Raw genomic sequence first — 25720 nt, forward strand, 5'->3', positions numbered from 1 at the left:
GGAGCGTGGGAACGATCAAACAACGTGGCGGTAGGTAGAGCCGGTGTGTTGGTTGGGTAAGCGAGCCGTGTCGTGAAAGACTTTTTCCCGCAGCGTTCCCTGCGCATATTCCGTCTTGTACGAGCCCCGTCGTTGTAACTCCGGTATCACCAGCTCAATGAAATCCACATAGCTCTCCGGCGTCACAATGCGCGTCAGGTTGAAACCATCCAGCCCGGTTTCGCTGATCCAGGATTCCAGCTCATCGGCCACCTGTTCAGGCGAGCCCACCAGGGTGATATAGCGCCCGCCCAAGGCGTGCTGGTCGAGCAATTTGCGCCGGGTCCAGTCGTTGTTCTGCAGGTTCTGGGTGGCCGACTGGATCGCGTTGCTCTTGACGTACTGGATCGGTTCGTCCAACGCGTACTGGGCAAAATCAATCCCGGTCGAGGCCGAGAAGTGCGCCACGCCGGCTTCCGCGCTGGCGTAGCTGAGGTACTCGGCGTGCTTGTTCCAGGCCAACGCTTCAGTGGCGCCCACAATGACGTTCAGGCCCATGAACACCTTGATGTCGTCCGGGTTGCGCCCAGCCTCCACTGCGCTGGCGCGCACCTTGTCCACCTGGCGCTTGGTCGCGGCCTTGTTCTGCCCGCTGATAAACACGCACTCGGCATGCCGCCCGGCGAACAGCAAGCCGCGCTCGGAACTGCCGGCCTGGAACAGCACCGGCGTGCGCTGCGGCGAGGGCTCGCACAGGTGGTAACCCTCCACCTGATAGAACTCGCCGTGGTGCTCTACCTTGTGCACCTTGCCCGGTTGCGCATACACCCGCGCTTGGCGATCGTTGTGCACCGCGTCGTCTTCCCAGCTGCCTTCCCAGAGCTTGTACAACACCTGCAGGTATTCATCGGCCTGGTCGTAGCGCCGGTCATGCTCGACCTGTTCGGTAAGGCCCATGGCCTTGGCGGCGCTGTCGAGGTAGCCGGTGACAATGTTCCAACCCACCCGGCCACGGCTCAGGTGATCCAGCGTCGACATGCGCCGGGCGAACAGGTACGGCGGCTCATAGGTGAGGTTGGCGGTAAGGCCGAAGCCAAGGTGCTGGGTAACGGCGGCCATGGCCGACACCAGCAGCAACGGGTCGTTGACCGGTAACTGGATCGACTCCTGGAGCGGCACGTCGATGGAGTCCTGATACACGTCATACACGCCGACGATATCAGCGATGAACAAACCGTCGAACAACCCGCGCTCCAGGATCTTCGCCAGTTCAGTCCAGTATTCGAGGGTCTTGTATTCGGTCGAGTTGTCCCGTGGATGAGTCCACAAACCGTGATTGATGTGCCCGATGCAGTTCATGTTGAAAGCATTGAGCAGGATCTTTTTTTTGCTCATCAGATGGTCCCCCGCAGCGGCGGGTTTTCATCGTTGAGGTAGTAGTTGCCAACCGCATGGTATTTCCAGCGCACCGGGTCGTGCAGGGTGTGCACCCGGGCGTTGCGCCAGTGGCGGTCCAGGCCGTGTTCGGCCAGGGTCGCCTGGCTGCCGGCCAGTTCGAACAGGGTGCTGCCGGCCGCCAGGGAGATCTCGGTGCTCAGGGCGCGTACTTCGGCGACGGCGATGGAGGCTGCGGCGATGGTCTGGGCATTGCTGTCGGCCTGGGCGCGGTCGAGGAATTCACCCGAGCGTTCCAGCAAGGCTTCGGCGGCGTGCAGGCGGCTGCTCAGGTGGCCGAAGCTCTTGAGTGTCAGCGGGTCTTCGGTGGCCTTGTCGTTGCCGGCGTCGATCCATGGGCGGGTCTTGGTGCGCACAAAATGCAAGGCGTCCTCAAAGGCCGCGCGGGCGATGCCGGTGTCGATGGCTGCGTGGAGGATCTGCGCCAGCGGGCCGACGGTGGTCGGGCGTTCGAAAGCGCTCTGGAACGGCACCACGTCTTGCGCCGCGACCCACACGTTGTCGAACACTACCGAGCCGCTGCCGGTGGTGCGCTGGCCGAAGCCGCTCCAGTCATCGATCACCGTCAGCCCCTCGCTGTCACGCGGTACGAAGGCCAGTTGCTGCACGCCATTTGCATCCACCACCGAGGTGGGGATGCGCTGGGCGTAGATCGCGCCGGTGGCGTAGAACTTGCGCCCGTTGATGCGAAAACCATCGCCGTCGCGGGTGAGGCTGGTAATGCGGTCATGGGCGGTCTTGGTGCCCAGCTCCGCCAAGGCGTTGCCAAAGCGTTGGCCGGCCAATACCTCGGCGTACAGGCGTTGCTGCTGTTCGGGGCTGCCGTTCACCCGCAGTACTTCGAGGGCATAGAAATGGTTTTGCGGAATCTGGCCCAACGAGCCATCGGCCTGGGCGATCAGTGCGATGACCTTGGCCAGGGTGACGTTGGACACGCCCGCGCCACCGTAGGCCTTGGGCACGCTGATGCCCCACAGGCCAGAGCGGGAAAACCCGTCCAGCTCGGGCAGCGGCAGGCGGCGTTCGCGGTCGCGTTGGGCGCTGTCGCGGCGCAAGTCTTCAGCAAGATCGCTGGCGACAATAAGCGCTTGTTCGTCGCTGGTGATGACCGCGACGGGGTGAGAAAGGGTCATGAGTTTCTCCAGAAGCTCGTGGAAAAAGTGTTCTGGTTGGTTAAATCCACGAATGACGAGCCGGCAAGGTGCCGTTGAGCCGATAGGCGCCGATGGCGTGGTACTTCCAGCGCACCGGGTCGTGCAGGGTGTGAACCCGGGCGTTGCGCCAGTGACGGTCAAGGTTGAATTCGGCCAGGGTGGCGCGGCTGCCCGCCAGTTCGAAGAGCTTCTCGGTGACTTGTAACGCCACTTCGGTGGTCAGCACCTTGGCTTCGGCCACGGCAATCGAGGCGTGGGCGGCGGATTGCGCGGTGATCGGCGCGGCGCTGACCTGGTCAAGCACCTGGCCTGCCTTGCGCAGCAGGGCTTCGGCGGCGTGCAGTTCGATCTTCAGCTTGCCGATATCGGCGATCACATACAGGTCGTCGCTGGCTCGCTCGACCTTGGCGTCGATCCACGGGCGCGAACGCTCACGCACGAAGGCGATGGCATCGTCGAGGGCGCCCCGGGCGATGCCGGCGTCGATGGCGGCCTGGATCAGTTGCGACACGGCCCCTTGGATATTCGGGCTTTCGCCCAGGCGCCAGTTGTCGATGACCAGGTCCGGGTCCACCGCTACGCGATCAAGCAGCACGGTGCCGCTGGCGGTGGTACGTTGGCCAAAGCCGGACCAGTCATCAACGATGCGCAGCCCTTCGCTGCCGCGACGTACAAAAGCCATGACCTGCTTGCCGTCATCGTTCAGGGCCTTGATTGCCACCCAGTGAGCGAACAGGGCGCCTGTGGAGTAGAACTTCTGGCCGCTGAGCACGTAACCGTCGCCTTCGGCCGTGAGGCGCGCCTTGAGCTCCAGAGTATTTTTGGTGCCGCGTTCCGGGCCGCCGTTGCCGATGCGCCAGCCGTCGAGCACGCTCTGGAACAGCTGCTTTTTCTGACGCTCGGTGGCGGTGCCCTGCAATACGTGCAAGATGCCGAAATGGTTCTGCGGGATCTGCCCGAGTGCCGGGTCGGCCGCGCTGATGATCGCGAAGACTTCGGCCAGGGTCACAAACGACACCTGGGGGCCGCCGTATTCGCGGGGAATGGAAATACTGCCCAAGCCGCTGCGGGTGAACTGTTCGAGCTGCGCCCAGGGCAGTTTGCGTTGCTGGTCGCGCTGGGCGGCCTGCGCACGCGCAGCCTGGGCCAGCTCGTGGGCGGCGCTCAGCGCCTGGGCGTCGTTGCGCAGCACCGTGGCGGGCAACAGCAGGGGAGCTACGTCCACATCACTCTGGGGGGATGTTAGAGCTAAGTTAGACATCAGCGCCGCTCCTTGGCTGCACGCAATGCCCTGGCGTTGCGCACCGGGGTAATTCTGACCATACCGACCTCGCATTCAATGAAATAAACAGAAAAATCAGGAATGTCCGGTGGTCCGGTGCATATACCCTAAGCGTGTTAATTATTTAAATAAACTAACTTTTAGGAATATGCATAGAAGGGCTGTCACCCCGGTTCACAGGGTGAACCGAAGCGACGCGGTTGATAGCCTGGCGCGGGCGAGGCTGGGCGGGGCGGTGTGCAGGCGGCGATGCGCAGCGTGCGGGCGGGCGCCCAGCGGGAGTTGTTACCCACGCGATCGAGAATGCAGTAGGTGACCTCCAACCGGCAGTCGTCGCCGGCTTCGACAATCACGTGGGGCGGCACCCACACCTGCACCGCCAGGCCGACGCTTTGAGCCTGAATGCGGGGCAGGTCCAGGCGTACATCGCCCCAGCGCAAGGTGATGGCATCGCCCGTGCTCATGTTCAGGTAAGGCTCGATGGTCAGCGGAATACCGCGCCTTACCTGGCTGCTGTTGACGCCATGGCGGCGGATCGTCTCGGGCAGGTTCACGGGCGCCAGGTTCTGGTTTTCATCGCCGCCTTCAGGGTTCAGGCGCGGCGAAGGCTGACCGCCGGGGTAGTTGGTCTTGACCCGCACCAGGGTCACCGCCGAGCGCATCGGGCCATGGCCGATCTGCAAGACCTGGTAGTGGACGCGTGCCGGTCCGTCCTGCACAAAACTCTGCGGTACGCACAGGTGGGTGCACGTGCCGATCTTGCACGCCGTCACCTTGCGCGAGGCGGCGAAGCAGTTGTTCCAGAACAGTTCGATCAGGTCGCCTTCTTCCATGCTCGGGTAGGGTGAAATGTCGACCTGCAAGTGGGCGGAGGCCAGGGCGCTGATGCCGTTTCCAATAGCCTGGGGCAGCCTTGGGGCACGGAGCGTGGCCGAGGTTTGAGCGTGTGTCATAAGTAATCTCCTTGGTGCAGCCAGCAGCAATCGTTCCGAAACCTCGACGAACAGGCGCAAGGGGGGTCGAAAGGCACGATTCAGTCAGTAGCCGGGATAGGATCCAATCCTCAAGGCGCTAGATAAGAGGGTTGGCCAAGGAGCGTCAATGGAGGCAAAGGGCTAAACGGTGGGTTTGGCGAGATTCAGACGGGTCTGACGGGGAGGGGGATTTCAAGAGGCAGGCGGCGGGGTCTTTTACGGGGTGGAATGGCGACTCCCTGTAGGGCCTCGCTTATGTGGGAGCTGGCGTGCCTGCGATAGGATCACCCCGGTTGGACTGCTACACCGAGGCGCTTGCATCGCAGGCAAGCCAGCTCCCACACAGAACATCAGTGGGCGAGGAATTTGCTCAGGAACTGCTTGGTACGTTCTTCCCTGGGGTTGGCAAACAGCGCCTTGGCTTCGCCCTGTTCGACGATCACGCCCTTGTCGAAAAAGATCACCCGGTTGGCCACATCACGGGCAAAGCTCATCTCGTGCGTGACGATGACCATGGTGCGGTTTTCTTCGGCCAGGCTGCGAATGGTCGCCAATACTTCACCCACCAGTTCCGGGTCGAGGGCCGAGGTGGGTTCGTCGAACAGGATCACCTCCGGCTCCATGGCCAATGCGCGGGCAATCGCCACACGCTGTTGCTGGCCGCCGGACAGCCGCCTTGGGTAGGACGCTTCCTTGCCCGCCAGGCCGACCCTGGCCAACAGCTTGCGCCCCAGTTCGGCCGCCGCTTCCCGTGGCATCTTCTTGACCACGATGGGGCCTTCGATGACGTTTTCCAGCGCGGTGCGGTGGGGGAACAGGTTGAAGTTCTGGAACACAAAGCCCACATGCTGGCGCAGGCGTCGCACCAGGCCCTGTTGCTGGTTGAGCGGCCTGCTGCTGTCGATCTCGATGTCACCGACCTTGATACGGCCGCTGGTGGGTTCTTCGAGGAAGTTCAGGCAGCGCAGGAAGGTGGTCTTGCCGGAACCGCTGGGGCCGATGATGGCGACCACTTCGCCTTCCTTGACCTCCAGGTCGATGCCGTTGAGCACCACCTGACCATTGAATTGTTTGGTCAGTTTTTCAACCACGATCATGCTTCAAGACTCCAGGTCATGCCGGTTGACCCGGTCTTCCAGACGATTTTGCAGATGCGCCAGGATGCTCGCCAGGATCCAGTAGATCAGGGCCGCGGACAGATACATGGTGAAAATTTCGAAGGTACGCGCCGACACCAGTTGGGCCTGGCGGAACAGCTCGGGCACCTGGATGGTGGCGGCCAGCGCCGTGTCCTTGACCAGTGAAATAAAGCTGTTGCCCAAAGGCGGCAACGCCGTGCGCATCGCCTGGGGCAGGATGGCCCGGCGCAACGTCTGCGCACGGGTCATGCCGATACTGGCAGCAGCTTCCCACTGGCCACGCTCGATGGAGGCGATGGCGGCCCGCAGGATTTCACACGCATAGGCAGCCATGTTCAGCGAAAAGCCGATCATGGCAGCAGGGATAGGGTCCAGCTCGATGCCCACTTGCGGCAAGCCGTAGTAGATCAGGAACAGCTGCACCAGCAACGGCGTGCCACGAAAGAACGACACGTAGACCCGGGCCGTCCAACTCAGCAACTTGAAGCGCGAGAGGCGCATCAAGGCCAGGCCGAAGCCCAGCAACAGGCCGAAAAACATCCCGCCGAGGCTGAGGATTACCGTGTAGTACGCGCCCTTGAGCAGAAAGGGCGCGGAGTCCAGCGCGAGTTGGAAACCTGCTTCCATTATTGAGTGACGTCAGCGTTGAAGTACTTCTCGGACAGCGTCTTCAAGGTGCCGTCGGCGCGCAGTTTGTCCAGAGCCTTGTTGACTGCGTCGAGCAATTCAGGCTCGCCTTTGCGCAGGGCGATACCGGATTCCTGACGGGAGAAGGCGTCACCGGCAGCGGCGGTGTCGGGGGCCTTCTTGGCGTATTCCAGCGCGGCCAGGCGGTCGATCAGGATGGCGTCGATGCGGCCGATGCGCAGATCCTGGAACTTGGTCGGGTCGTCGTTGTAGGTCTTGATAATAGCTTTAGGCTGGTTGTCCTTGAGCCATTGTTCGTAGTTGGTGCCCAGACCCACACCCACTTTCTTGCCGGCCAGGTCGTCGGCTTTCTTGATCGAGTCGACGTTCTTTTTCAGCACCAGCGCCTGGATGCCGGACACGGTGTAAGGCTTGGAGAAATCGTATTTTTTCTTACGCTCTTCGGAAATGGTCACCTGGTTGACCACGGCGTCCAGGCGCTTGGATTCCAGCGCGGCAAGGATGCCGTCCCATGGCGTGGCTTGCAGCTTGACCTTGACGCCCAGCTCCTTGGCCAGTGCCTCGGACAATTCCACTTCGAAACCGCTGAGCTTGCCGCTTTCATCGACAAAGCTGAACGGTGGGTAGGTGCCTTCCAGGCCGATCTTGATCTCGCCGGCCTTTTTGATGGTGTTCAACTGCTCGCCGGCAACCGCCTGGCCCAGCCAGCCAGCGCCAAGCGCCAGGCCCAAAGTGCCAACCAACAGCGTGCGACGAAATGCGGAAATAGTCATGGAGAGCCCCTGTGTTTTTATGGTGAGCGAAGCAGGTGACGCGGTAGTCGTATCCTGCCCTAAAGTGCGAAGCGCGTCTTCGCCTTCGGCGCGATGATAAAGCGGGTTTTTAAGTCTTGAAAATAATAAAAATACAATTTCATATTCTTTTTGGAAATATGCGCGGCTTGTGTGGCAGCTGGCTTGCCTGCGATTGCAGTGTGTCAGTGCCAAGTTTCTGGCTGACCCACCGCAATCGCAGGCAAGCCAGCTCCCACATCGACCGTATTCAATCAGTTGAAAACTGAGTCATAAGCAAACAATGCCGGCGCGCCACCGGTATGCAGGAAAATGATCGGCCCCTCTTCAAAGCGCTGGCGCCCGATGCCGTCCAGCAAACCGGCCATGGCCTTGCCGGTATACACCGGGTCCAGCAACAGACCTTCCTGGCTGGCCAAAAGTTTGATCGCCGAGAGGGTGCCAGCGTTTGGCTCGCCATAACGCGGCCCGAAATACTCGTCCCACAGGGTGACCTTGAAGGCTTGCGGAATAGCCACGCCGAGCAACTCGGCAGTGCGCTCGGCCAAGCCCTGCACCTTGGGCAATTGCGCTTGCTCGGTACGCGACACCGTGATGCCGATCACCGGCAATTGCGGCAGTGCTTCGCTCAAGGCCAGGGCCAGGCCGCTGTGGGTGCCGGCACTGCCAGAGGCAAGCACCACGGCGGCAAATTCAATGCCGCTGTCTTCAATCTGCGCGGCCAACTCCAGCCCGGCGCGCACGTAGCCCAGCGCGCCGAGTGCATTGGAACCGCCGATAGGCACCAGGTACGGCTTCTTGCCGTTACTGCGCAGGCGGTCGGCGAGGGCGTTGAGTTGGTCGTCGGCGTTGTCGAGGTTTTCCACCAACTCCACTTTGGCGTCGAACAACTCCAGCAGCAGGCGATTGCCGTTGCCCAGGTAGTTGGGGTCGTCGGTGCCGGTAGGATTCTCCAGCAGGGCAACACAGCCGAGGCCGAGCTTGGCAGCCAGCGCGGCGGTCTGGCGAACATGGTTGGACTGGATCGCGCCGGCGGTGACCAAGGTATCGGCGCCCTGGGCGATGGCGTCGGCGGCCAGGTATTCGAGTTTGCGCAGCTTGTTGCCGCCCATGGCCAGCGGCGTGGTGTCATCGCGTTTGACGTAGATGTCCCTGCCCAGCCAAGCCGACAGCCGCTCGAGTTTTTCCAGGGCCGTGGCACTGCCCAGTAGTTCCAGACGGTTAAAACGGTCGAGCTGTTGTTTGATCATGGGTACGCACGGTGGCTGAGTGATGGGGGGACTATAGGCAGGCACTTTTCATCGGGCAACCGTCAATCGCTTATGACGAAAGGTTCTTATGTTCACACCATTGGTTCTTAAGAGCTGCCTGGGTGCATACCGTAAAGTGATGGCCATTTCGTCAGGAGTGAATACCGTGAGTGAGCGTTCCAGTCATTGGCAATTGCAGACCATCGTCAGCCAGCTGCGCGGCGCCCGCGACCAGTGGCGAACGCGCAATGGGCGCTTGAGTGGCGAGCATGGTGGCCGCGAGTTGCCGTCCCGCGAGGCGGTGGCACAGATTCTTGAGGCCTTGTGCGGCGCCCTGTTTCCGATGCGCCTGGGCCCGGCGGACCTGCGCGAAGAAAGCGAAGACTTCTACGTGGGCCACACGCTCGACGTCGCGCTCAACGCCTTGCTCGCCCAGGCGCGCCTGGAGTTACGCTATGCCGCGCGCCAGAGCGGTGAGGACGACAGCGAAGTCAACGCCCACGCCATTCGCCTGATCCAGGATTTCGCCCTGGCCTTGCCATCCTTGCGCAGCCTGCTGGACACCGACGTACTGGCCGCCTACCACGGCGACCCGGCCGCACGCAGTGTGGATGAGGTGCTGTTGTGCTACCCGGGCATCCTGGCGGTGATCCACCATCGCCTGGCCCATCACCTGTACCGTGCCGGCCTGCCGCTGTTGGCGCGGATCAGTGCAGAAATCGCCCACTCGGCCACCGGCATTGATATCCACCCCGGCGCACAGATCGGCCCGAGTTTCTTTATCGATCACGGCACAGGCGTGGTGATTGGCGAGACGGCGATCATCGGCGAGCGCGTGCGCATCTACCAGGCCGTGACACTGGGCGCCAAACGCTTTCCGGCGGATGAAGATGGGCAATTGCAGAAAGGCCACCCGCGTCACCCTATTGTTGAAGATGATGTGGTGATTTACGCCGGGGCGACGATCCTGGGGCGGATCACCATTGGCCAGGGTTCGACCATTGGCGGCAATGTGTGGCTGACCCGCAGCGTGCCGGCCGGGGCGAATATCACCCAGGCGAATTTGCAGCATGATGATGGGGCGCAGAAGTAATACCTGAGCCAAACGCCGGTCAGTGTGGGAGCTGGCTTGCCTGCGATAGCGGTGTATCAGTCAACAGATGGGTGGCTGACCCAGCGCTATCGCAGGCAAGCCAGCTCCCACATTTCGAATGTATTTCAACGTGGGGTCGCTGAACGATTTGCCTTCTTCATCCGTCATACCAATCCCTGAGCTAGTGTAGGAAACACCTACCACTCAGCCTTGCGATTAGTCCCAGACCGCCTATTCATGTTTAACTTGAACGTTCGTTCAAGTTAAACCGGTGGTTCGCTGCCCGCTCACAACAGGAGGCTTACCTTTGCTGAGTCCGTTTTTTACAGCCATATCCCGCAACCTTGAGGTGCATCGTTCATGAGTGCATCGTCCACCCCTTCCAGCGGCATGGTGCGCATGAATGCGCCCGTTTTCTATTTTGCCGCCACCGTCATCCTGCTGTTTGGCATCACGGTCATCGCTATCCCGCAACAGGCCGGTGCCTGGCTGCTGGCGGCGCAAAACTGGGCGGCCAACACGGTCGGCTGGTACTACATGCTGGCGATGACCCTGTATCTGGTCTTCGTGGTGGTCACCGCGCTATCGGGCTACGGCAAGATAAAACTCGGTGCCGACCACGACGAGCCCGAATTCAGTTACCTGTCCTGGGCCGGCATGTTGTTCGCCGCCGGGATCAGCATCACGCTGTTTTTCTTCTGTGTCTCGGAGCCGCTGACGCACCTGGTGCAGCCGCCCCAAGGCGAAGCAATGAACGCCGATGCGGCGCGCCAGGCCATGCAGGTGTTGTTCCTGCACTGGGGCCTGCATGGCTGGGGCGTGTTCGCGTTTGTCGGCATGGCCCTGGCCTATTTCGCCTACCGGCATAACCTGCCGCTGGCATTGCGCTCGGCGCTGTACCCGCTGATCGGCAAGCGCATCAATGGCCCTATCGGTTATGCGGTGGATGGCTTTGGCATCATTGCCACGGTGTTCGGCCTGGGCGCCGACATGGGCTTTGGCGTACTGCACCTCAACTCTGGCCTGGACTACCTGTTTGGCATTGCCCATACCCAGTGGATCCAGGTGGGCCTGATCACCCTGATGATGGGCGCGGCGATCATCGTGGCCGTGGCCGGCGTCGACAAGGGCGTGCGGGTGATGTCCGACATCAACATGCTGCTGGCCTGTGCGCTGCTGCTGTTCGTGTTGTTCGCCGGGCCTACCCAGCACCTGCTCAACACCCTGATCCAGAACATCGGTGACTATTTGGGCGCGTTGCCCACCAAGAGTTTTGATGTGTACGCCTACAACGAGCCGAGCGACTGGCTGGGCGGCTGGACGGTGTTCTACTGGGCCTGGTGGATCGCATGGTCGCCGTTCGTGGGCCTGTTTATCGCGCGCATTTCCCGTGGCCGCACCATCCGCGAATTCGTGTTTGGCGTGCTGCTGATTCCGCTGGGCTTCACCCTGGCGTGGATGTCGATTTTCGGTAACAGCGCCATCGACCAGGTGCTCAACCATGGCATGGCTGCACTGGGCCAGTCGGCTATCGATGACCCATCGATGAGCCTCTACCTGCTGCTGGAAACCTACCCGTGGAGCAAGACCGTGATCGCGGTCACGGTGTTCATCAGCTTTGTATTCTTCGTGACCTCGGCTGACTCCGGCACTGTGGTGCTCTCCACCCTCTCGTCCAAAGGCGGCAACGCGGATGAAGACGGGCCGAAGTGGCTGCGTGTGTTCTGGGGCGCGATGACCGCCCTGGTCACCAGTGCGTTGCTGTTCGCTGGCAGTATCGACTCGCTCAAGTCTGCGGTGGTACTGACCTCGCTGCCGTTCTCGCTGATCCTGCTGCTGATGATGTGGGGGCTGCACAAGGCGTTCTACCTGGAGTCGCAAAAGCAGATCGCGCAGTTGCATTCCCTGGCGCCGATATCGGCTTCACGCAAAGGTCGAGGCGGCTGGCGCCAGCGCTTGAGCCAGGCCGTGCATTTTCCGTCGCGTGACGAGGTGTACCGTTTCCTCGACACCACGGTGCGCCCCGCGATTGAAGAAGTGACCGCCGTGTTTGTCGAGAAGGGCCTTACGGTGGTGACCCAGCCCGACCCGTCCAACGACAGTGTCAGCCTCGAAATCGGCCATGGCGAAGAACGTCCGTTCATCTACCAGGTGCAGATGCGTGGCTACTTCACGCCGTCGTTCGCCTTGGGCGGCATCGGTAAGAAAGAGATCAACAACCGCCGCTACTATCGGGCCGAAGTGCACTTGAGTGAGGGCAGCCAGGACTATGACCTGGTGGGCTACACCAAGGAGCAGATCATCAATGACATCCTCGACCAGTACGAGCGCCATCTGCAGTTCTTGCACATGGTGCGCTGATAGCGTTCCTCTCAAGTAGGTCTTTGCTGTAAAAGGAAGAGGCAGACTTAAGCGATTCAGCTGCTTAAAAGGCCCGGGAATATGCTTATTCCCGGGCCTTATTTGCCCTAGATCAAGAGAGGATTCGATGACGTACATTGCTGCCGAAAACCGCTATGAATCTATTCCCTATCGCCGCGTAGGCCGCAGTGGATTGGTGCTACCAGCCCTGTCACTGGGGTTGTGGCACAACTTTGGCGACAGCACCCCGATCGACACCCAGCGCGCGTTGCTGCGCACGGCGTTCGACCTGGGCATCAACCACTTCGACCTGGCTAACAACTACGGCCCGCCCTATGGCAGCGCCGAGATCAACTTCGGCCGTTTGCTGCGCGAAGACTTCAAGCATTACCGCGACGAATTAATCATTTCCAGCAAAGCCGGTTGGGACATGTGGCCCGGTCCTTACGGCCAGGGTGGTGGTTCGCGCAAATACGTGTTGGCCAGCCTGGACCAGAGCCTGCAACGCCTGGGCGTCGATTATGTGGATATCTTCTATTCGCACCGTTTCGACCCCGATACGCCGCTGGAAGAGACCGCCAGCGCCCTTGCCACCGCCGTGCAGCAAGGCAAGGCGTTGTACATCGGTATCTCGTCTTACTCCGGGGTAAAAACCCGCGAAATGGCGGCGCTGCTCAAAGAGTGGAAAGTGCCGCTGTTGATCCACCAGCCGGCCTATAACCTGCTCAACCGTTGGGTGGAAAAAGACCTGCTGGAGACCACTGAAGAACTCGGCGCCGGGGTGATCGCTTTCACGCCGCTGGCCCAGGGTTTGTTGACCGATAAATACCTCAATGGCGTACCGGCCGATGCTCGGGTGAACCGTCCGGGTGGTGGCTCGTTGCAGGCCCAGCACCTGTCCGAAGCCAACATCGCCCATGTACGCGGCCTGAATGAAATCGCCAAGCGCCGTGGCCAGAGCCTGGCCCAGTTGGCGTTGGCGTGGACATTACGTGATCCACGGGTAACCAGTGCGCTGATCGGCGCAAGCCGGCCGGAACAGATTATCGAGAACGTCGGGGCGTTGAAGAACTTGAGCTTCAGTGCGCAAGAACTGGCGGAGATTGATCGGTTTGCGCAGGAAGGTGGGATCAACCTGTGGGAAAAACCGTCCACTGCTGAATAACCTTACACCACTGGTTGATCGTTCCCACGCTCTGCGTGGGAATGCAGCCCCGGACGCTCGGCGTCCGCTTTAAAGTCGTGACGCAGAGCGTCACAGGAGGCGTTCCCACGCAGAGCGTGGGAACGATCTGTCGCCAAGCGTTAGAACGGCACATCCCCAAGAATCGTCGCCCGGTGCATCACCCGCCGCTGCGGCCGGTAGTCATCCACGGCGTAATGCTGGGTGACGCGGTTATCCCAGAACGCAACGTCATTTTCCTGCCAGCGCCAGCGGATGGTGAATTCCGGGCGGGTGGCGTGGGCGAACAGCAGCTTGAGAATGGCCTCGCTTTCGGCCGGTTCCAGTTCATTGATTCGGGTGGTGAATCCGTCGCTGACGAACAGCGATTTACGCCCACTCACCGGATGTGTGCGCACGACTGGGTGCGATAGCGGCGGGTTTTTCTTGCGGGTTGCTTCCCAGCGCGCAAGGTCTTCGGCGGTGTTGCCAAAGCGCTCCAGCGGGAACGACTTGGTGAAATCGTGTGTGGCGGTGAGGCCATCGAGCATGCGCTTTAACGGCTCGGACAGTGCCTCATACGCCGCAATGCCACTGGCCCACAAGGTATCGCCGCCAAACGCCGGCAGCAGCTTGGCACTGAGCACCGCGCCCAGGGCCGGCGTGGGCAGGAAGGTCACGTCGGTATGCCAAACGGCGTTGTCACGCACGTCGGTGACCGCGGTGTCGAGGATCAGCACTTGCGGCTGTTCCGGCACGTTGGGATAGATCGGATGGATGTGCAGGTCGCCAAAATTGGCCGCGAAGCGTGCCTGTTGCTGCGGGGTGATCGGCTGGTCGCGGAAGAACAGCACCGAATAGTCGAGCAACGCCTGTTCAATGGCGTCGCGCTGTTCAGGGTTCAGCGGCTGGGTGATGTCGACGCCACTGATCTGGGCGCCCAGGGCGGTGCTTAATGGGGTAACGGTCAGGCTGCTCATTGTGGATTCTTCACTCAGTGTGCCTGGCCATGCCAGGGCACTAATTTACGCTGCAGGGCGCGCAGGCCCATTTCCATGGCGAAGGCGATCAGGGCGATGACCAGGATGCCCAGAACCACCACATCGGTGACCAGAAACTGCGCCGCCGACTGCACCATGAAGCCCAGGCCGCTGGTGGCGGCAATCAGCTCGGCGGCGACCAGGGTCGACCAGCCCACACCCAGGCCGATACGCACACCGGTGAGGATGTCGGGCAGGGCGCTGGGCAGGATCACATGGCGAATCAGTTGTGCGCGGGTTGCGCCCAGCGACTGCGCGGCCCTCAGCTTGGCAGGGTCGACGGTGCGCACCCCGGTTGCGGTCGCGATGGCAATCGGGGCGAAAATCGCCAGGTAAATCAGCAGCACCTTGGACAGCTCACCAATGCCGCACCAGATTACGATCAGCGGCAGGTAGGCCAGCGGCGGAATTGGCCGGTAGAACTCGATCAACGGATCGAAAATGCCTCGGGCAATGCGGTTGGCTCCGATGGCAATCCCCACCGGCACGGCGGTCAGCACCGCAAAGCCCAGGCCCAGGCCGATGCGGCTCAAGCTCGCGCCCAGGTGCTGCCACAAGGTGGAATCCATGTAGCCGGTGGTCGCCAGCAGCCAGCCTTTTTGCAACACTGCCGATGGTGGCGGCAGGAACAGAGGTTCGATCAAACCGGTGGCGGTGACGGCCCACCAGAGGGCGAGCAAGGCCACCAGGGTCAGCACGCTGATCCAACGCGTGCTCAGGCTGCGGCGTACCGGAATAACGACAGGTGCCACCGCCTTGCTGGCCGTGGCGGGAAGTTCGTAGCTGCTCATGCGTACACCTGCCGTTGGGAGAACACGTTGCCCAGCACATGTTCACGGGTTTCGATAAAGCGCGGGTCGGACTTGATTGCGCGGGCTGATTCACCGGCGGCGTAACGTTGGCCGAAATCCAGCTGCAGGCGTTCGACGATCTGGCCGGGGTTGGGCGCCAGCAGGATCAGGTCCGTGGCCAGAAACACCGCCTCTTCAATGTCATGGGTAATCAGGAATACCGGCTTGGCCGTGCGCCGCCACACTTGCAGCAGCAACTCCTGCATTTGTTCGCGGGTAAAGGCATCCAGCGCGCCGAAGGGTTCGTCCATCAGCAATACGCGAGGGTCGGCCGCCAAGGCGCGGGCCAGGCCGACGCGCTGTTTCTGGCCGCCCGAGAGCTGCCAGATGCGCCGGCTGTCGAAACCGGCCAGGTCCACCAGCGCGAGCATTTCGCGGGCGCGCACTTCGCGCTGCGCCTTGGGCACGCCGGCCAGTTCCAGGCCAAAGGCGACGTTGGCCAGCACGTCCTGCCAGGGCAGCAGGGCGTCGTCCTGGAACACCACGCCGCGCTCGGCGCTGGGACCCTTGACCGGCACGCCATCGAGGGTGATACGCCCGGCAGACGGTTCGACAAAGCCGGCAATCAGGTTCAACAACGACGTCTTGCCACTGCCGGACGGGCCCAGGGCAACCAGCAGTTGCTGGGGCCCAAGCTCCAGTGAAATATCGGACAGTACCGGTTCCGGGGCGCCTGGGTACTGTGCGCTGATGCGCTCCAGTTGTAGCAAGGCCATCGCAGTGAACTCCTGGGTCAGTTGGTAATGAACTTGGCGCTGACGTAAGGGCCGTAGTCGGGCAGCACGGCCTCGACCTTGCCTTGTTCCTTGAGGAACGCAGCGGTGTCGGTGACGGCCTTGGTGGTTGGCGCTCCCAACAGGGTTACCTGGTCGGCGGCCAACGGGTAGACGTTGCCTTGCAGCAGCAACGGGATATCGCTGGCCTTGGCGCCGGAGAGTTTCACCAGTTTGTCGACGTTGCCGGTATCGGCAAGCCAGGCTTGTGGGTCTTTGCGGTAGGCGGCGTAGGCATCCAGAGTGACCTTGGCAAAGGCGGTGACGATCTCTGGGTGCTTCTCGGCAAAATCCTTGCGCACGATCCAGGCATCGAACGTCGGCGCGCCAAACTTGGCCAGTTCGCCGGAGGTGATCAGCACCTTGCCGGTTTCTTTGGCCACGCCCAGGGCCGGGTCCCACACGTAGGTGGCGTCGATATCACCGCGCTTCCAGGCGGCGATGATGGCGGGCGGGGCGAGGTTGAGGATGGTGACTTTGGCCGGGTCGATGTTCCAGTGTTTCAGGGCAGCGAGCAGGCTGTAGTGGCCGGTGGAAACGAAGGGCACAGCGATTTTTTTGCCGACCAGGTCCTGCGGGCTGTTGATCCCCGAGCCGTTACGCGCCACCAGGGCTTCGGCGCCGCCGATCTGGGTGGCGACGAGGAAGGTTTGCACCGGGACTTTGCGGGTTATTGCGGCGGTCAGCGGGCTGGAACCGAGGTAGCCGATCTGCACGTCGCCCGAGGCGATGGCGGCGATGATGTCGGCGCCATTGTCGAATTTGCGCCAGTCGATCTTGGCGTTGGTGGCTTTTTCATAGGCGCCGTCGGCTTGGGCGACTTTGGCCGGGTCCACGGTGGTCTGGTACGCAATGGTCACATCCGCCGCCTGGGCAAACAGGCTGGCACCGGCCAGGGACAATGCGGCCAACAGGCGCAGAGGGGTCAACAGTTTCAAGGGGAAGCTCCTCAATCAGGCGGCCGAGGGTCGGCGTGAGAGGAGACTAAATGATCTAAGAATTCGAAAATAAATAACTTTTTCGAATTAGCTTATGAGAGGAAATGGCGAAGCCTGTTTTCAGGCTGGCAAAAATAATGTGGGCGCTGGCTTGCCTGCGATAGCGGTGTATCTGTCAACAGGTGGGTTGCTGACCCACCGATATCCCAGGCAAGCCAGCTCCCACACAAGCCAGCTCCCACAGGGGAGCGAGCCTGAGGTTAGTTGCTGATGGCCAGGATGCTTGCCTGGTACGAGCCGACAAACACATCGAAATCGCCCACTTCGTTCTGTTCCAGCTCCGCCTGCTGCGCCAGCGAGGCACGGGCCAGTTCTTCAAAGTGCGCTTGTTCCTCAGGCGCCAAAGGCTCCTTGCGGAAGTACTCGGCATGCACTTCGCTTTGATGCAGAGAGAACTGCGCAAAGCTTTCCTTGCGCTCAGCCATGGCTGCCAACACCTGAGCCGACGGTGTCAGGGACGGGTCCTTGACCTTGGCCAACTGGGCGTCCAGTGCCTCGCTGTGTTCGGTGATGCCGTGGCTCTGATCGAGCAGGGCGGCCAGCGGGGCAATCTTCTCCAGCAACTCGGCCGCCCACTCCTTCATGTCCACCGGCTGGCCGTCACGCTGCAATTGCAGGCCAGGACGGCGACCTTCCTTGACCACGCTGAGGAAGTTGGAGGTGGCGTTGCCGCACTCGTTGTTGGCGAACAGTGGGCTGTCGTTCAGTGCGCAGTACAGCAGGAATGCGTCGAGGAACCGTGATTCCGGCAGATCGATACCCATCGGCAAGAACGGGTTGATGTCCAGGCAGCGTACTTCGATGTACTGGATGCCGCGGGCCATCAACGCCTGGATCGGCCGCTCGCCGGTGTAGGTCACGCGCTTGGGACGGATGTTGGAGTAGTACTCGTTTTCGATCTGCAGGATGTTGGTATTGAGCTGCACCCACTCGCCATCCTTGTGCGTGCCGACTTCAACGTACGGCGCGTAGGGTGTTGCCACCGCTTCGCGCAGGCTGTCGGTGTAGCTGGCCAAGTCGTTGTAGCACGGCGTCAGACCGGCCTGGGCGTTGCTCTGGTAACCCAGGTCGCTCATGCGCAGGCTGGTGGCGTAGGGCAGGTACAGGGTGTCGGCATCCAGGACTTCAAGCTGATGCGAGCGCCCCCGCAGGAAGCCGGCGTCCAGGGCTGGCGAGGCGCCGAACAGGTACATCAACAGCCAGCTGTAGCGACGGAAATTACGGATCAGCGCGATGTAGGCCGTGGACTGATAGTCACGGTCGGTGCCGACAAATCCTTCTGTTTCCTTGAGCAATGGCCACAACTGTTCCGGCAGGGAAAAGTTGTAGTGGATGCCCGCGATGCACTGCATGGTCTTGCCGTAACGCAGGGCCAGGCCCTTGCGGTACACGTACTTGAGCTGGCCGATATTGGAGGTGCCGTAGTAGGCAATCGGAATATCTTCCTCGGCCGGCAACGGGCACGGCATCGAGGGGCTCCACAGGTATTCGCTGCCCAGCTTGGTGTAGGCAAAGCGATGGATCTTGTCCAGGCTGCTCAGGGTATCGGCCGGGTTCGGCAGGGCTGGGGTGATGAACTCCAGCAGCGATTCCGAGTAGTCGGTGGTGATCTGTTCGTTGGTCAACGCGGCGCCCAATGCTTCGGGGTGTGGCGTTTGCGCCAGGCGACCCTCACTGGTGACGCGCAGGCATTCGCGCTCGATGCCGTGCAAGCATTGCTCTAGCAGGGAGAGGTGTTCGCGCTTGCCGAGCAGGGCCAGGCGGCGGTTGAGAAGTTCGCTCAAGTTGGATTCCTTCACGCGTCAGTCGCCCCAATATGGGGGTGGGCAGGACGGTCTACAAGGGTGAAGTGGAAACTGGCGTGATCGCCTGGTTTTGAGTCGATTTGACCCGCTCTGAATTTGCCGACTTCACTCCATGAATTGGGCTACAGCGCAGCGAGAAAATTCCGACGCTGTTATCGCAGCGCCGAAATTAACTCAAATCGGGGGTGGGGAGCTATAGGACAGCGAACGTGCCCTGTGCTTTTGCGACAAGTCTTTCGCCTTGGTACACGTCGGCCTCGACCACCAGGGTGCGGCGACCGGTGTGGATCACCCGGCTGGTGCACAGCACATCACCGTCTTCCACGGCGCGAATATAGTTGATCTTGCATTCGATGGTGGCGCTCTGCTGGTCGAAACCGTGGGCGCTGGAACACGCCAGGCCCATGGTTATATCCACTAGGCTGAAAATCGCCCCGCCATGGAGCTTGCCCGCGCGGTTGCGCAGGTGCGGCTCCAGGGTCAGGGCCACCTCGGCAACGCCTTCTTCCAGGCGTTGCAGGCGGCAGCCGATCAGTTCGCTGAATGCGCTCTGGGTCAAACCGGCCGGAATCTCCATCAACGCTTCTTCAGCTGTTTAGCGTTGGCAAACAGCGACGCCATGGCGTTGTTGCTGGGCGCGGCAGTCGCGGTTTCCTTGCGCGGCGCGTTGTTCTGCGACTGGCGCGGCGCCGAACCGGGGCGAGCACCACGTGCACCGTCGATTTTTTCGCCGGGGGTGTCGCTCATGCGCATCGACAGGCCGACGCGTTTGCGCGGGATGTCGACTTCCATGACCTTGACCTTGACCACGTCACCAGCTTTGACTGCCTCACGTGGGTCCTTGATGAACTTCTCCGAAAGCGCGGAGATGTGCACCAAGCCGTCCTGATGCACGCCGATGTCCACGAATGCGCCGAAGTTGGTCACGTTAGTCACCACGCCTTCGAGGATCATGCCCGGTTGCAGGTCCTTGAGGTCTTCGACGCCGTCCTGGAACTCGGCGGTCTTGAACTCCGGGCGCGGGTCGCGACCCGGTTTCTCCAGTTCTTGCAGGATATCGGTGATAGTCGGCACACCGAAGGTCTCGTCGGTGTACTTCTTGGGGTCCAGGCGCTTGAGGAACGCGGCATCACCGATCAACGAACGGATATCGCGGTCGGTCTCGGCGGCAATGCGTTGCACCAATGGGTAAGCTTCCGGGTGAACCGCAGAGGCGTCCAGCGGGTTGTCACCGTTCATTACGCGTAAGAAACCAGCAGCCTGTTCAAAAGTTTTTTCACCCAGGCGTGCGACTTTTTTCAGTGCAGCACGGGTTTTGAACGCGCCATTTTCGTCGCGATGGCTGACGATGTTCTGCGCCAGGGTGGCGTTGAGGCCGGAGATTCGCGCCAGCAGGGCCACGGACGCGGTGTTCACATCCACGCCCACGGCGTTTACGCAGTCTTCCACCACCGCATCCAGGCCGCGTGCCAGTTTCAGCTGCGACACGTCGTGCTGGTACTGGCCGACGCCGATGGATTTAGGGTCGATCTTCACCAGTTCGGCCAGCGGGTCTTGCAGGCGACGGGCGATGGACACCGCGCCACGGATCGACACATCGAGGTCCGGGAATTCCTTGGAGGCCAGCTCCGACGCCGAGTACACCGAAGCGCCTGCTTCGGAGACCATGACCTTGGTCATCTTCATGGCTGGGTATTTTTTGATCAGCTCGGCGGCCAGCTTGTCGGTTTCGCGGCTGGCGGTGCCGTTGCCGATGGCGATCAGGTCCACCGCATGCTTGGCGCACAGGGCGGCCAGGATCGCGAGGGTCTGGTCCCACTTGTTGTGCGGTACGTGTGGGTACACGGTGGCGTGGTCCAGCAGCTTGCCGGTGGCGTCGACAACCGCGACCTTGCAACCAGTGCGCAGGCCCGGGTCGAGGCCCAGGGTGGCACGCGGGCCGGCCGGTGCGGCCAACAGCAGATCGTGCAGGTTGTGGGCGAACACGTTGATCGCCTCGGTTTCGGCGCCGTCGCGCAGCTCGCCCAGCAGGTCGGTTTCCAGATGGGTGTAAAGCTTGACCTTCCAGGTCCAGCGCACCACTTCGCCGAGCCACTTGTCCGCCGGGCGGTTCTGGTTCTGGATGCCGAATTGTTGACCAATCATGCCTTCGCACGGGTGCATGGTGCCCGGCAACTCGTCACCGACTTTCAACGCGGAGCTGAGAATGCCTTCGTTGCGGCCGCGGAAAATCGCCAGGGCGCGGTGGGACGGCATGCTTTTGAGCGGCTCGTCGTGTTCGAAATAGTCGCGGAACTTGGCGCCTTCTTCCTCTTTGCCGGCGATAACGCGGGCGCTGAGGATGGCTTCTTGCTTGAGGTAGGTACGCAGTTTTTCCAGGAGGCTGGCGTTTTCGGCAAAGCGCTCCATCAGGATGTACTTGGCGCCCTCGAGGGCGGCCTTGACGTCGGCGACGCCTTTTTCCGCGTCGATGAAGCGCGCGGCTTCGGTTTCCGGGGTCAGCGATGGGTCGTTGAACAGGCCGTCGGCCAAATCACCCAGGCCGGCTTCCAGGGCGATCTGGCCCTTTGTACGACGTTTCTGTTTGTATGGCAGGTAAAGGTCTTCGAGGCGGGTCTTGGTATCCGCGAGTTTGATGTCGCGTTCCAGTTGAGGAGTCAACTTGCCCTGTTCCTCGATGCTGGCGAGGATGCTGATACGCCGTTCGTCGAGTTCTCGCAGGTAGCGCAGGCGCTCTTCCAGGTGACGCAGTTGGGTGTCGTCGAGGCTGCCGGTTACTTCTTTTCGGTAACGGGCGATGAAGGGCACGGTGGAGCCTTCATCCAGTAGAGCGACGGCCGCTTCGACCTGTTGTGGGCGTACACCGAGTTCCTCGGCGATGCGGCTGTTGATGCTGTCCATAAAACCACCTGAAATTCTTAAAATCAGCGCGCCGGCCCGTAAAAACAAGGCTCGGCGAGGCTGGTTGAGCGGCCCGACTGGCGCCGCTGCCTGGGTCAAGAGGCTGGCTATTGACCCTCGAAATCGAAAAAGTCACGACAAGCGGGTAAAAAAAGCCCGGCAGCAAACGGTAACGATCTGACGTTGCCCTGCACGGAGGCGCCGCATTATAACCAGCGTTCCGCCCTTGGGGGCTACTGCGCCGCAGCTTGTAGGGCGCGGGTTCGCTGGCAGTAGATGAAAAATCTGCTAACAATGCACACGGTGCGTATAACGGCAGCTACGCCATAATGCGCGCCGAGATAAGAGGAGCATCCAATGAGCAGCACCGCACAAACTGCTGAAGGCGAAAAAATTCTCATCGTTGATGACGATCCGGGGCTGAGCAGCCTGCTGGAGCGTTTTTTCAACTCCAAGGGCTATCGTGCCCGGGCGGTGCCGAACACCGAGCAGATGGATCGTCTGTTAGGGCGTGAAGTCTTCAACCTGGTCGTACTCGACCTGATGCTGCCCGGCGAAGACGGCCTTACTGCCTGTAAACGCCTGCGCGGTGCTAACAACCAGATCCCGATCATCATGCTCACCGCCAAGGGCGATGAACTGAGCCGTATCAAGGGCCTGGAACTGGGGGCTGATGACTACCTGGCCAAGCCTTTCAACCCCGATGAGCTGATGGCGCGGGTCAAGGCCGTATTGCGTCGCCAGGCACCGGCGGTACCGGGCGCACCGGGCAGCGAAGACGAAAGCGTCACCTTTGGCGACTACGAACTGTCGCTGGCCACCCGTGAGCTCAAGCGCGGTGAAGAAGTGCACATGCTCACCACGGGTGAATTCGCAGTGCTCAAGGCCTTGGTCATGAACGCTCGCCAGCCGCTGACCCGTGACAAACTGATGAACCTGGCCCGTGGCCGGGAATGGGACGCACTGGAGCGCTCCATCGACGTGCAGATTTCCCGACTGCGCCGGATGATCGAGCCGGACCCGTCCAAGCCGCGGTATATCCAGACGGTGTGGGGTGTGGGTTATGTGTTTGTGCCGGATGGCACCGCAACCAAGTGACCGATGATTTGCAGGGGCGGGTATCCTGGCGTTTGACCCCATGAGGGTCGACGGGATGCCCGGCGTCTGCAATTCTGCGAGCACCGCTCGTTCCTGCAAGGTGTGCAGCTTTCATCTATGAAAACCCCGCTGTGGTTCCCGCAAAGTTTCTTCTCCCGCACCCTCTGGCTGGTGCTTATTGTCGTTCTGTTTTCCAAGGCACTCACGTTGGTTTATCTGCTGATGAACGAAGACGTGCTGGTGGATCGGCAGTACAGCCATGGCGTCGCCCTGACATTGCGTGGTTATTGGGCGGTAGACCCTGAGAACCGCGAAAAGGTAGCCAAGGCATCGACCCTCACTCGAGTTGACGGCGCCGGTGTGCCTGAAGGCGAGCAACATTGGCCCTACAGCGAGATTTACCAGCGCCAGATGCAGGCCGAATTGGGCGCCGATACCGAGGTGCGGCTTCGTATGCATGTTTCGCCTGCGTTGTGGGTGCGAGCGCCAAGCCTGGGGGATGCGTGGATCAAGGTTCCGCTTTATCCGCACCCGCTGCGTGGGCAAAAAATCTGGAACGTGTTGGGTTGGTTCCTGGCCATTGGCTTGCTCTCAACGGCGTCGGCGTGGATCTTCGTCCGCCAGCTCAACCAACCCCTCAAGCGCCTGGTGTTTGCCGCTCGCCAACTGGGCCAGGGGCGTAGTGTGCGCTTGCCGGTCAGCGACACGCCCAGTGAGATGACCGAGGTGTACGGCGCCTTCAACCAGATGGCAGAAGATGTCGAACAGGCCGGGCGCGAACGCGAGTTGATGCTGGCGGGGGTGTCCCATGACTTGCGCACGCCGCTGACGCGATTGCGTTTGTCCCTGGAATTGATGGGTGACCATACCGACCTCACCGATGACATGGTGCGCGACATCGAAGACATGGACGCCATCCTGGACCAGTTCCTGGCGTTCATCCGCGACGGGCGGGATGAGGTGGTCGAGGAGGTCGACCTCACGGAGCTCGTGCGTGAGGTGGTTGCGCCCTATAACCAGAACGGTGAGCAGGTGCGCACGCGCCTGGAGCCGATCCAGCCGTTCGCATTACGCCGGGTGTCGATGAAGCGCCTGCTGAACAACTTGATTGGCAACGCCTTGCACCATGCTGGTTCCGATGTGGAAGTGGCGGCGTACGTTTCTGGCGACAGTGCCGCACCTTACGTGGTGCTGAGCGTGATGGACCGTGGCACAGGAATCGACCCGGCGGAACTGGAAGGTATCTTCAACCCCTTCACCCGTGGCGACCGAGCCCGAGGAGGCAAGGGCACCGGGTTGGGGTTGGCGATTGTGCGGCGGATTGCGTCGATGCATGGCGGCAATGTTGAGTTGCGCAACCGGGAAGGCGGCGGGTTGGAGGCGCGGGTGCGGCTGCCGTTGGGGTTGATGCTGCCTAGAGACGCCGTCTAACAAGCAATATGAATGCAAATGTGGGAGCTGGCTTGCCTGCGATGAGGGCGGCACATTCAACATTATTGTTGACTGAGCTATCGCTATCGCAGGCAAGCCAGCTCCCACAGGTGGTTGGCGGCGTGTGACCAATGAGGGCTGTCAGCCCTTTCCCTTGGTCCGAGTCATATTCGGCCCGCCATTCTTTTCCAGATGCTGAATGATGATCCCTGCCACATCCTTACCGGTGGTGGTCTCGATTCCTTCCAGGCCCGGCGATGAGTTTACTTCCATCACCAAGGGGCCATGGTTGGAGCGCAGGATGTCCACACCCGCCACGCTCAGCCCCATCACCTTGGCTGCCCGTAGCGCGGTCATGCGTTCTTCCGGGGTGATCTTGATCAGGCTGGCGCTGCCACCACGGTGAAGGTTGGAGCGGAACTCACCGGGCTTCGCCTGGCGCTTCATCGCCGCAATCACCTTGTCGCCTACCACGAAGCAGCGAATGTCCGCGCCGCCAGCTTCCTTGATGTATTCCTGCACCATGATGTTCTGCTTGAGGCCCATGAACGCCTCAATCACCGACTCCGCTGCCGTTGCTGTTTCACACAGCACCACGCCGATGCCCTGGGTGCCTTCCAGCACCTTGATCACCAGCGGTGCGCCATTGACCATCTCGATCAGGTCGGGAATGTCATCCGGGGAGTGGGCAAAACCGGTGACCGGCAGGCCGATGCCCCGGCGCGACAGCAGTTGCAGGGAGCGCAGCTTGTCCCGCGAGCGTGCAATGGCCACGGATTCATTCAGCGGAAACACCCCCATCATTTCAAACTGGCGCAATACCGCGCAGCCATAGAACGTCACAGAAGCGCCGATACGCGGGATCACCGCATCAAAGCCTTCCAGGGGCTTGCCCCGGTAGTGGATCTGCGGCTTGTGGCTGGCAATGTTCATGTAGGCACGCAACGTGTCGATCACCACCATTTCATGGCCACGTTCAGTGCCGGCCTCGACCAGGCGGCGGGTAGAATACAGACGCGGGTTTCGCGACAGCACAGCAATCTTCATGCAGCACCTGGGGCAGAAATAGTGGAGACCGGGAACACCGGCTTGTCTTGAACGTACTTGAGGCCCGGATTGACCACCAGTTGGCCGTCAATCAGCGCCTTGGAGCCCAGCAGCAGGCGGTAACGCATGGCTTTGCGACAGGCGAGGGTGAACTCCACCCGCCATACCCGATCACCCAGGGCCAGGGTGGTGCTGATCACGTAGCGCACCTGCGCATGGCCGTTGGAGCTCTTGATGGTTTTCATCGTCACCAGGGGCGCTTCACAGCGCCGGTGACGCAGTTGCACCACGCTGCCCAGGTGCGCGGTAAAACGCACCCACTTTTCACCGTCGCGCTCAAAGGGCTCGATATCGGTGGCGTGCAGGCTTGAGGTACTGGCACCGGTGTCGATCTTCGCGCGCAGGCCTGCGACTCCCAAGTCGGGAAGTGCCACCCACTCACGCAGACCCACAACGGTCAAATGGTCAAATGTCTTCAATATGGTTAA

The 25720-nt window shown here is 61.3% G+C and carries 22 protein-coding genes; 5 read left to right on the forward strand and 17 right to left on the reverse strand.

The features are described from left to right. Positions 1 to 15: 15 nt before the first annotated feature. The 8 genes from AB4P90_RS02130 to AB4P90_RS02165 form a co-directional block, all read right to left on the reverse strand. Entirely contained in the window at positions 16 to 1374 is a 1359-nt protein-coding gene (locus tag AB4P90_RS02130; protein ID WP_032901775.1) for an LLM class flavin-dependent oxidoreductase, read from the reverse strand. Then, positions 1374 to 2567 (reverse strand): SfnB family sulfur acquisition oxidoreductase, encoded by a 1194-nt coding sequence (locus tag AB4P90_RS02135; protein ID WP_395605613.1) that lies wholly within the window; start codon positions 2565 to 2567, stop codon positions 1374 to 1376. Before AB4P90_RS02135 ends, AB4P90_RS02130 begins: the two co-directional genes overlap by 1 nt. Before the next feature lie 40 nt (positions 2568 to 2607). Then, entirely contained in the window at positions 2608 to 3849 is a 1242-nt protein-coding gene (locus AB4P90_RS02140; RefSeq protein ID WP_019819871.1) for an SfnB family sulfur acquisition oxidoreductase, read from the reverse strand. Between the two features lie 185 nt (positions 3850 to 4034). Then, positions 4035 to 4823 carry a hypothetical protein gene (locus tag AB4P90_RS02145; protein ID WP_060767880.1) on the reverse strand — a complete coding sequence of 263 codons (789 nt, stop codon included), beginning with the start codon at positions 4821 to 4823 and terminating at the stop codon, positions 4035 to 4037. 371 nt (positions 4824 to 5194) lie between these two features. After that, the gene (gene tcyN / locus AB4P90_RS02150; RefSeq protein WP_014716461.1) at positions 5195 to 5941 is read right to left on the reverse strand and encodes an L-cystine ABC transporter ATP-binding protein TcyN; all 747 of its coding nucleotides are present in this window, start codon (positions 5939 to 5941) and stop codon (positions 5195 to 5197) included. A gap of 3 nt (positions 5942 to 5944) precedes the next feature. Then, positions 5945 to 6610 carry a cystine ABC transporter permease gene (gene tcyL, locus AB4P90_RS02155; RefSeq protein WP_003187646.1) on the reverse strand — a complete coding sequence of 222 codons (666 nt, stop codon included), beginning with the start codon at positions 6608 to 6610 and terminating at the stop codon, positions 5945 to 5947. Continuing rightward, positions 6610 to 7404 carry a cystine ABC transporter substrate-binding protein gene (gene tcyJ, locus AB4P90_RS02160; RefSeq protein ID WP_014716462.1) on the reverse strand — a complete coding sequence of 265 codons (795 nt, stop codon included), beginning with the start codon at positions 7402 to 7404 and terminating at the stop codon, positions 6610 to 6612. The genes tcyL and tcyJ overlap by 1 nt, the downstream gene beginning before the upstream one ends. Positions 7405 to 7676: 272 nt before the next feature. Continuing rightward, positions 7677 to 8672, reverse strand: a complete 996-nt coding sequence (locus AB4P90_RS02165; protein ID WP_014716463.1) for a D-cysteine desulfhydrase — start codon at positions 8670 to 8672, stop codon at positions 7677 to 7679. Between the two features lie 166 nt (positions 8673 to 8838). Here AB4P90_RS02165 and epsC point away from each other — a divergent pair, with 166 nt between their 5' ends. The 3 genes from epsC to mgrA all read left to right on the forward strand — a co-directional run bounded on the left by epsC (position 8839) and on the right by mgrA (position 13291). Next, positions 8839 to 9765 carry a serine O-acetyltransferase EpsC gene (gene epsC, locus AB4P90_RS02170; RefSeq protein WP_014716464.1) on the forward strand — a complete coding sequence of 309 codons (927 nt, stop codon included), beginning with the start codon at positions 8839 to 8841 and terminating at the stop codon, positions 9763 to 9765. Between the two features lie 399 nt (positions 9766 to 10164). Further along, positions 10165 to 12126 carry a choline transporter BetT gene (gene betT, locus AB4P90_RS02175; RefSeq protein ID WP_169856569.1) on the forward strand — a complete coding sequence of 654 codons (1962 nt, stop codon included), beginning with the start codon at positions 10165 to 10167 and terminating at the stop codon, positions 12124 to 12126. 127 nt (positions 12127 to 12253) lie between these two features. Next, a complete protein-coding gene (gene mgrA / locus AB4P90_RS02180; protein ID WP_014716465.1) occupies positions 12254 to 13291 on the forward strand; it encodes an L-glyceraldehyde 3-phosphate reductase in 1038 nt (345 codons plus the stop codon). Positions 13292 to 13431: 140 nt separating this feature from the next. Here mgrA and tauD read toward each other — a convergent pair whose 3' ends face one another. The 7 genes from tauD to AB4P90_RS02215 form a co-directional block, all read right to left on the reverse strand. Then, positions 13432 to 14268, reverse strand: coding sequence for a taurine dioxygenase (gene tauD / locus AB4P90_RS02185; RefSeq protein WP_020302426.1), 837 nt, complete (start codon positions 14266 to 14268; stop codon positions 13432 to 13434). Positions 14269 to 14282: 14 nt separating this feature from the next. Then, positions 14283 to 15119: a taurine ABC transporter permease TauC gene (gene tauC / locus AB4P90_RS02190; RefSeq protein WP_014716467.1), complete on the reverse strand. Its 837-nt coding sequence runs from the start codon at positions 15117 to 15119 to the stop codon at positions 14283 to 14285. Further along, positions 15116 to 15895 carry a taurine ABC transporter ATP-binding subunit gene (gene tauB / locus AB4P90_RS02195; protein WP_395605614.1) on the reverse strand — a complete coding sequence of 260 codons (780 nt, stop codon included), beginning with the start codon at positions 15893 to 15895 and terminating at the stop codon, positions 15116 to 15118. Before tauB ends, tauC begins: the two co-directional genes overlap by 4 nt. A 17-nt stretch (positions 15896 to 15912) precedes the next feature. After that, positions 15913 to 16890 carry a taurine ABC transporter substrate-binding protein gene (tauA, locus tag AB4P90_RS02200; RefSeq protein ID WP_395605615.1) on the reverse strand — a complete coding sequence of 326 codons (978 nt, stop codon included), beginning with the start codon at positions 16888 to 16890 and terminating at the stop codon, positions 15913 to 15915. 260 nt (positions 16891 to 17150) lie between these two features. Then, the gene (gene gshA / locus AB4P90_RS02205) at positions 17151 to 18734 is read right to left on the reverse strand and encodes a glutamate--cysteine ligase (protein WP_032901783.1); all 1584 of its coding nucleotides are present in this window, start codon (positions 18732 to 18734) and stop codon (positions 17151 to 17153) included. Positions 18735 to 18948: 214 nt separating this feature from the next. Beyond that, complete coding sequence (locus tag AB4P90_RS02210) at positions 18949 to 19332, reverse strand: PaaI family thioesterase (RefSeq protein WP_014716471.1); 384 nt, start codon at positions 19330 to 19332, stop codon at positions 18949 to 18951. Continuing rightward, positions 19332 to 21656, reverse strand: coding sequence for a Tex family protein (locus AB4P90_RS02215; RefSeq protein WP_014716472.1), 2325 nt, complete (start codon positions 21654 to 21656; stop codon positions 19332 to 19334). Before AB4P90_RS02215 ends, AB4P90_RS02210 begins: the two co-directional genes overlap by 1 nt. A 357-nt stretch (positions 21657 to 22013) precedes the next feature. Between AB4P90_RS02215 and ompR the strand changes: the two genes are divergently transcribed. Continuing rightward, complete coding sequence (gene ompR / locus AB4P90_RS02220; RefSeq protein ID WP_003187669.1) at positions 22014 to 22754, forward strand: two-component system response regulator OmpR; 741 nt, start codon at positions 22014 to 22016, stop codon at positions 22752 to 22754. A 117-nt stretch (positions 22755 to 22871) separates the two neighbouring features. Continuing rightward, positions 22872 to 24185 (forward strand): ATP-binding protein, encoded by a 1314-nt coding sequence (locus AB4P90_RS02225; protein WP_014716473.1) that lies wholly within the window; start codon positions 22872 to 22874, stop codon positions 24183 to 24185. A 141-nt stretch (positions 24186 to 24326) separates the two neighbouring features. On the opposite strand, the gene rimK is transcribed toward AB4P90_RS02225, so the two are convergent. Both rimK and AB4P90_RS02235 read right to left on the reverse strand, forming a co-directional pair. Continuing rightward, the gene (gene rimK, locus AB4P90_RS02230; RefSeq protein WP_003187674.1) at positions 24327 to 25232 is read right to left on the reverse strand and encodes a 30S ribosomal protein S6--L-glutamate ligase; all 906 of its coding nucleotides are present in this window, start codon (positions 25230 to 25232) and stop codon (positions 24327 to 24329) included. Further along, the gene (locus tag AB4P90_RS02235; RefSeq protein WP_230957596.1) at positions 25229 to 25651 is read right to left on the reverse strand and encodes an ATP-dependent zinc protease; all 423 of its coding nucleotides are present in this window, start codon (positions 25649 to 25651) and stop codon (positions 25229 to 25231) included. Before AB4P90_RS02235 ends, rimK begins: the two co-directional genes overlap by 4 nt. Between the last annotated feature and the right edge of the window lie 69 nt (positions 25652 to 25720).

Origin of the sequence: Pseudomonas sp. B16120 (assembly GCF_044218845.1) — a bacterium.
Classification (GTDB): domain Bacteria; phylum Pseudomonadota; class Gammaproteobacteria; order Pseudomonadales; family Pseudomonadaceae; genus Aquipseudomonas; species Aquipseudomonas paracarnis.

Bases quoted from the DNA above. Each gene is read 5' to 3' on its own strand.
- AB4P90_RS02130 (WP_032901775.1), bottom strand. From the start codon at position 1,374: ATGAGCAAAAAAAAGATCCTGCTCAATGCTTTCAACATGAACTGCATC.
- AB4P90_RS02135 (WP_395605613.1), bottom strand. From the start codon at position 2,567: ATGACCCTTTCTCACCCCGTCGCGGTCATCACCAGCGACGAACAAGCG.
- AB4P90_RS02140 (WP_019819871.1), bottom strand. From the start codon at position 3,849: ATGTCTAACTTAGCTCTAACATCCCCCCAGAGTGATGTGGACGTAGCT.
- AB4P90_RS02145 (WP_060767880.1), bottom strand. From the start codon at position 4,823: ATGACACACGCTCAAACCTCGGCCACGCTCCGTGCCCCAAGGCTGCCC.
- tcyN (WP_014716461.1), bottom strand. From the start codon at position 5,941: ATGATCGTGGTTGAAAAACTGACCAAACAATTCAATGGTCAGGTGGTG.
- tcyL (WP_003187646.1), bottom strand. From the start codon at position 6,610: ATGGAAGCAGGTTTCCAACTCGCGCTGGACTCCGCGCCCTTTCTGCTC.
- tcyJ (WP_014716462.1), bottom strand. From the start codon at position 7,404: ATGACTATTTCCGCATTTCGTCGCACGCTGTTGGTTGGCACTTTGGGC.
- AB4P90_RS02165 (WP_014716463.1), bottom strand. From the start codon at position 8,672: ATGATCAAACAACAGCTCGACCGTTTTAACCGTCTGGAACTACTGGGC.
- betT (WP_169856569.1), top strand. From the start codon at position 10,165: ATGAATGCGCCCGTTTTCTATTTTGCCGCCACCGTCATCCTGCTGTTT.
- mgrA (WP_014716465.1), top strand. From the start codon at position 12,254: ATGACGTACATTGCTGCCGAAAACCGCTATGAATCTATTCCCTATCGC.
- tauD (WP_020302426.1), bottom strand. From the start codon at position 14,268: ATGAGCAGCCTGACCGTTACCCCATTAAGCACCGCCCTGGGCGCCCAG.
- tauC (WP_014716467.1), bottom strand. From the start codon at position 15,119: ATGAGCAGCTACGAACTTCCCGCCACGGCCAGCAAGGCGGTGGCACCT.
- tauB (WP_395605614.1), bottom strand. From the start codon at position 15,895: ATGGCCTTGCTACAACTGGAGCGCATCAGCGCACAGTACCCAGGCGCC.
- AB4P90_RS02210 (WP_014716471.1), bottom strand. From the start codon at position 19,332: ATGGAGATTCCGGCCGGTTTGACCCAGAGCGCATTCAGCGAACTGATC.
- AB4P90_RS02215 (WP_014716472.1), bottom strand. From the start codon at position 21,656: ATGGACAGCATCAACAGCCGCATCGCCGAGGAACTCGGTGTACGCCCA.
- ompR (WP_003187669.1), top strand. From the start codon at position 22,014: ATGAGCAGCACCGCACAAACTGCTGAAGGCGAAAAAATTCTCATCGTT.
- AB4P90_RS02225 (WP_014716473.1), top strand. From the start codon at position 22,872: ATGAAAACCCCGCTGTGGTTCCCGCAAAGTTTCTTCTCCCGCACCCTC.
- rimK (WP_003187674.1), bottom strand. From the start codon at position 25,232: ATGAAGATTGCTGTGCTGTCGCGAAACCCGCGTCTGTATTCTACCCGC.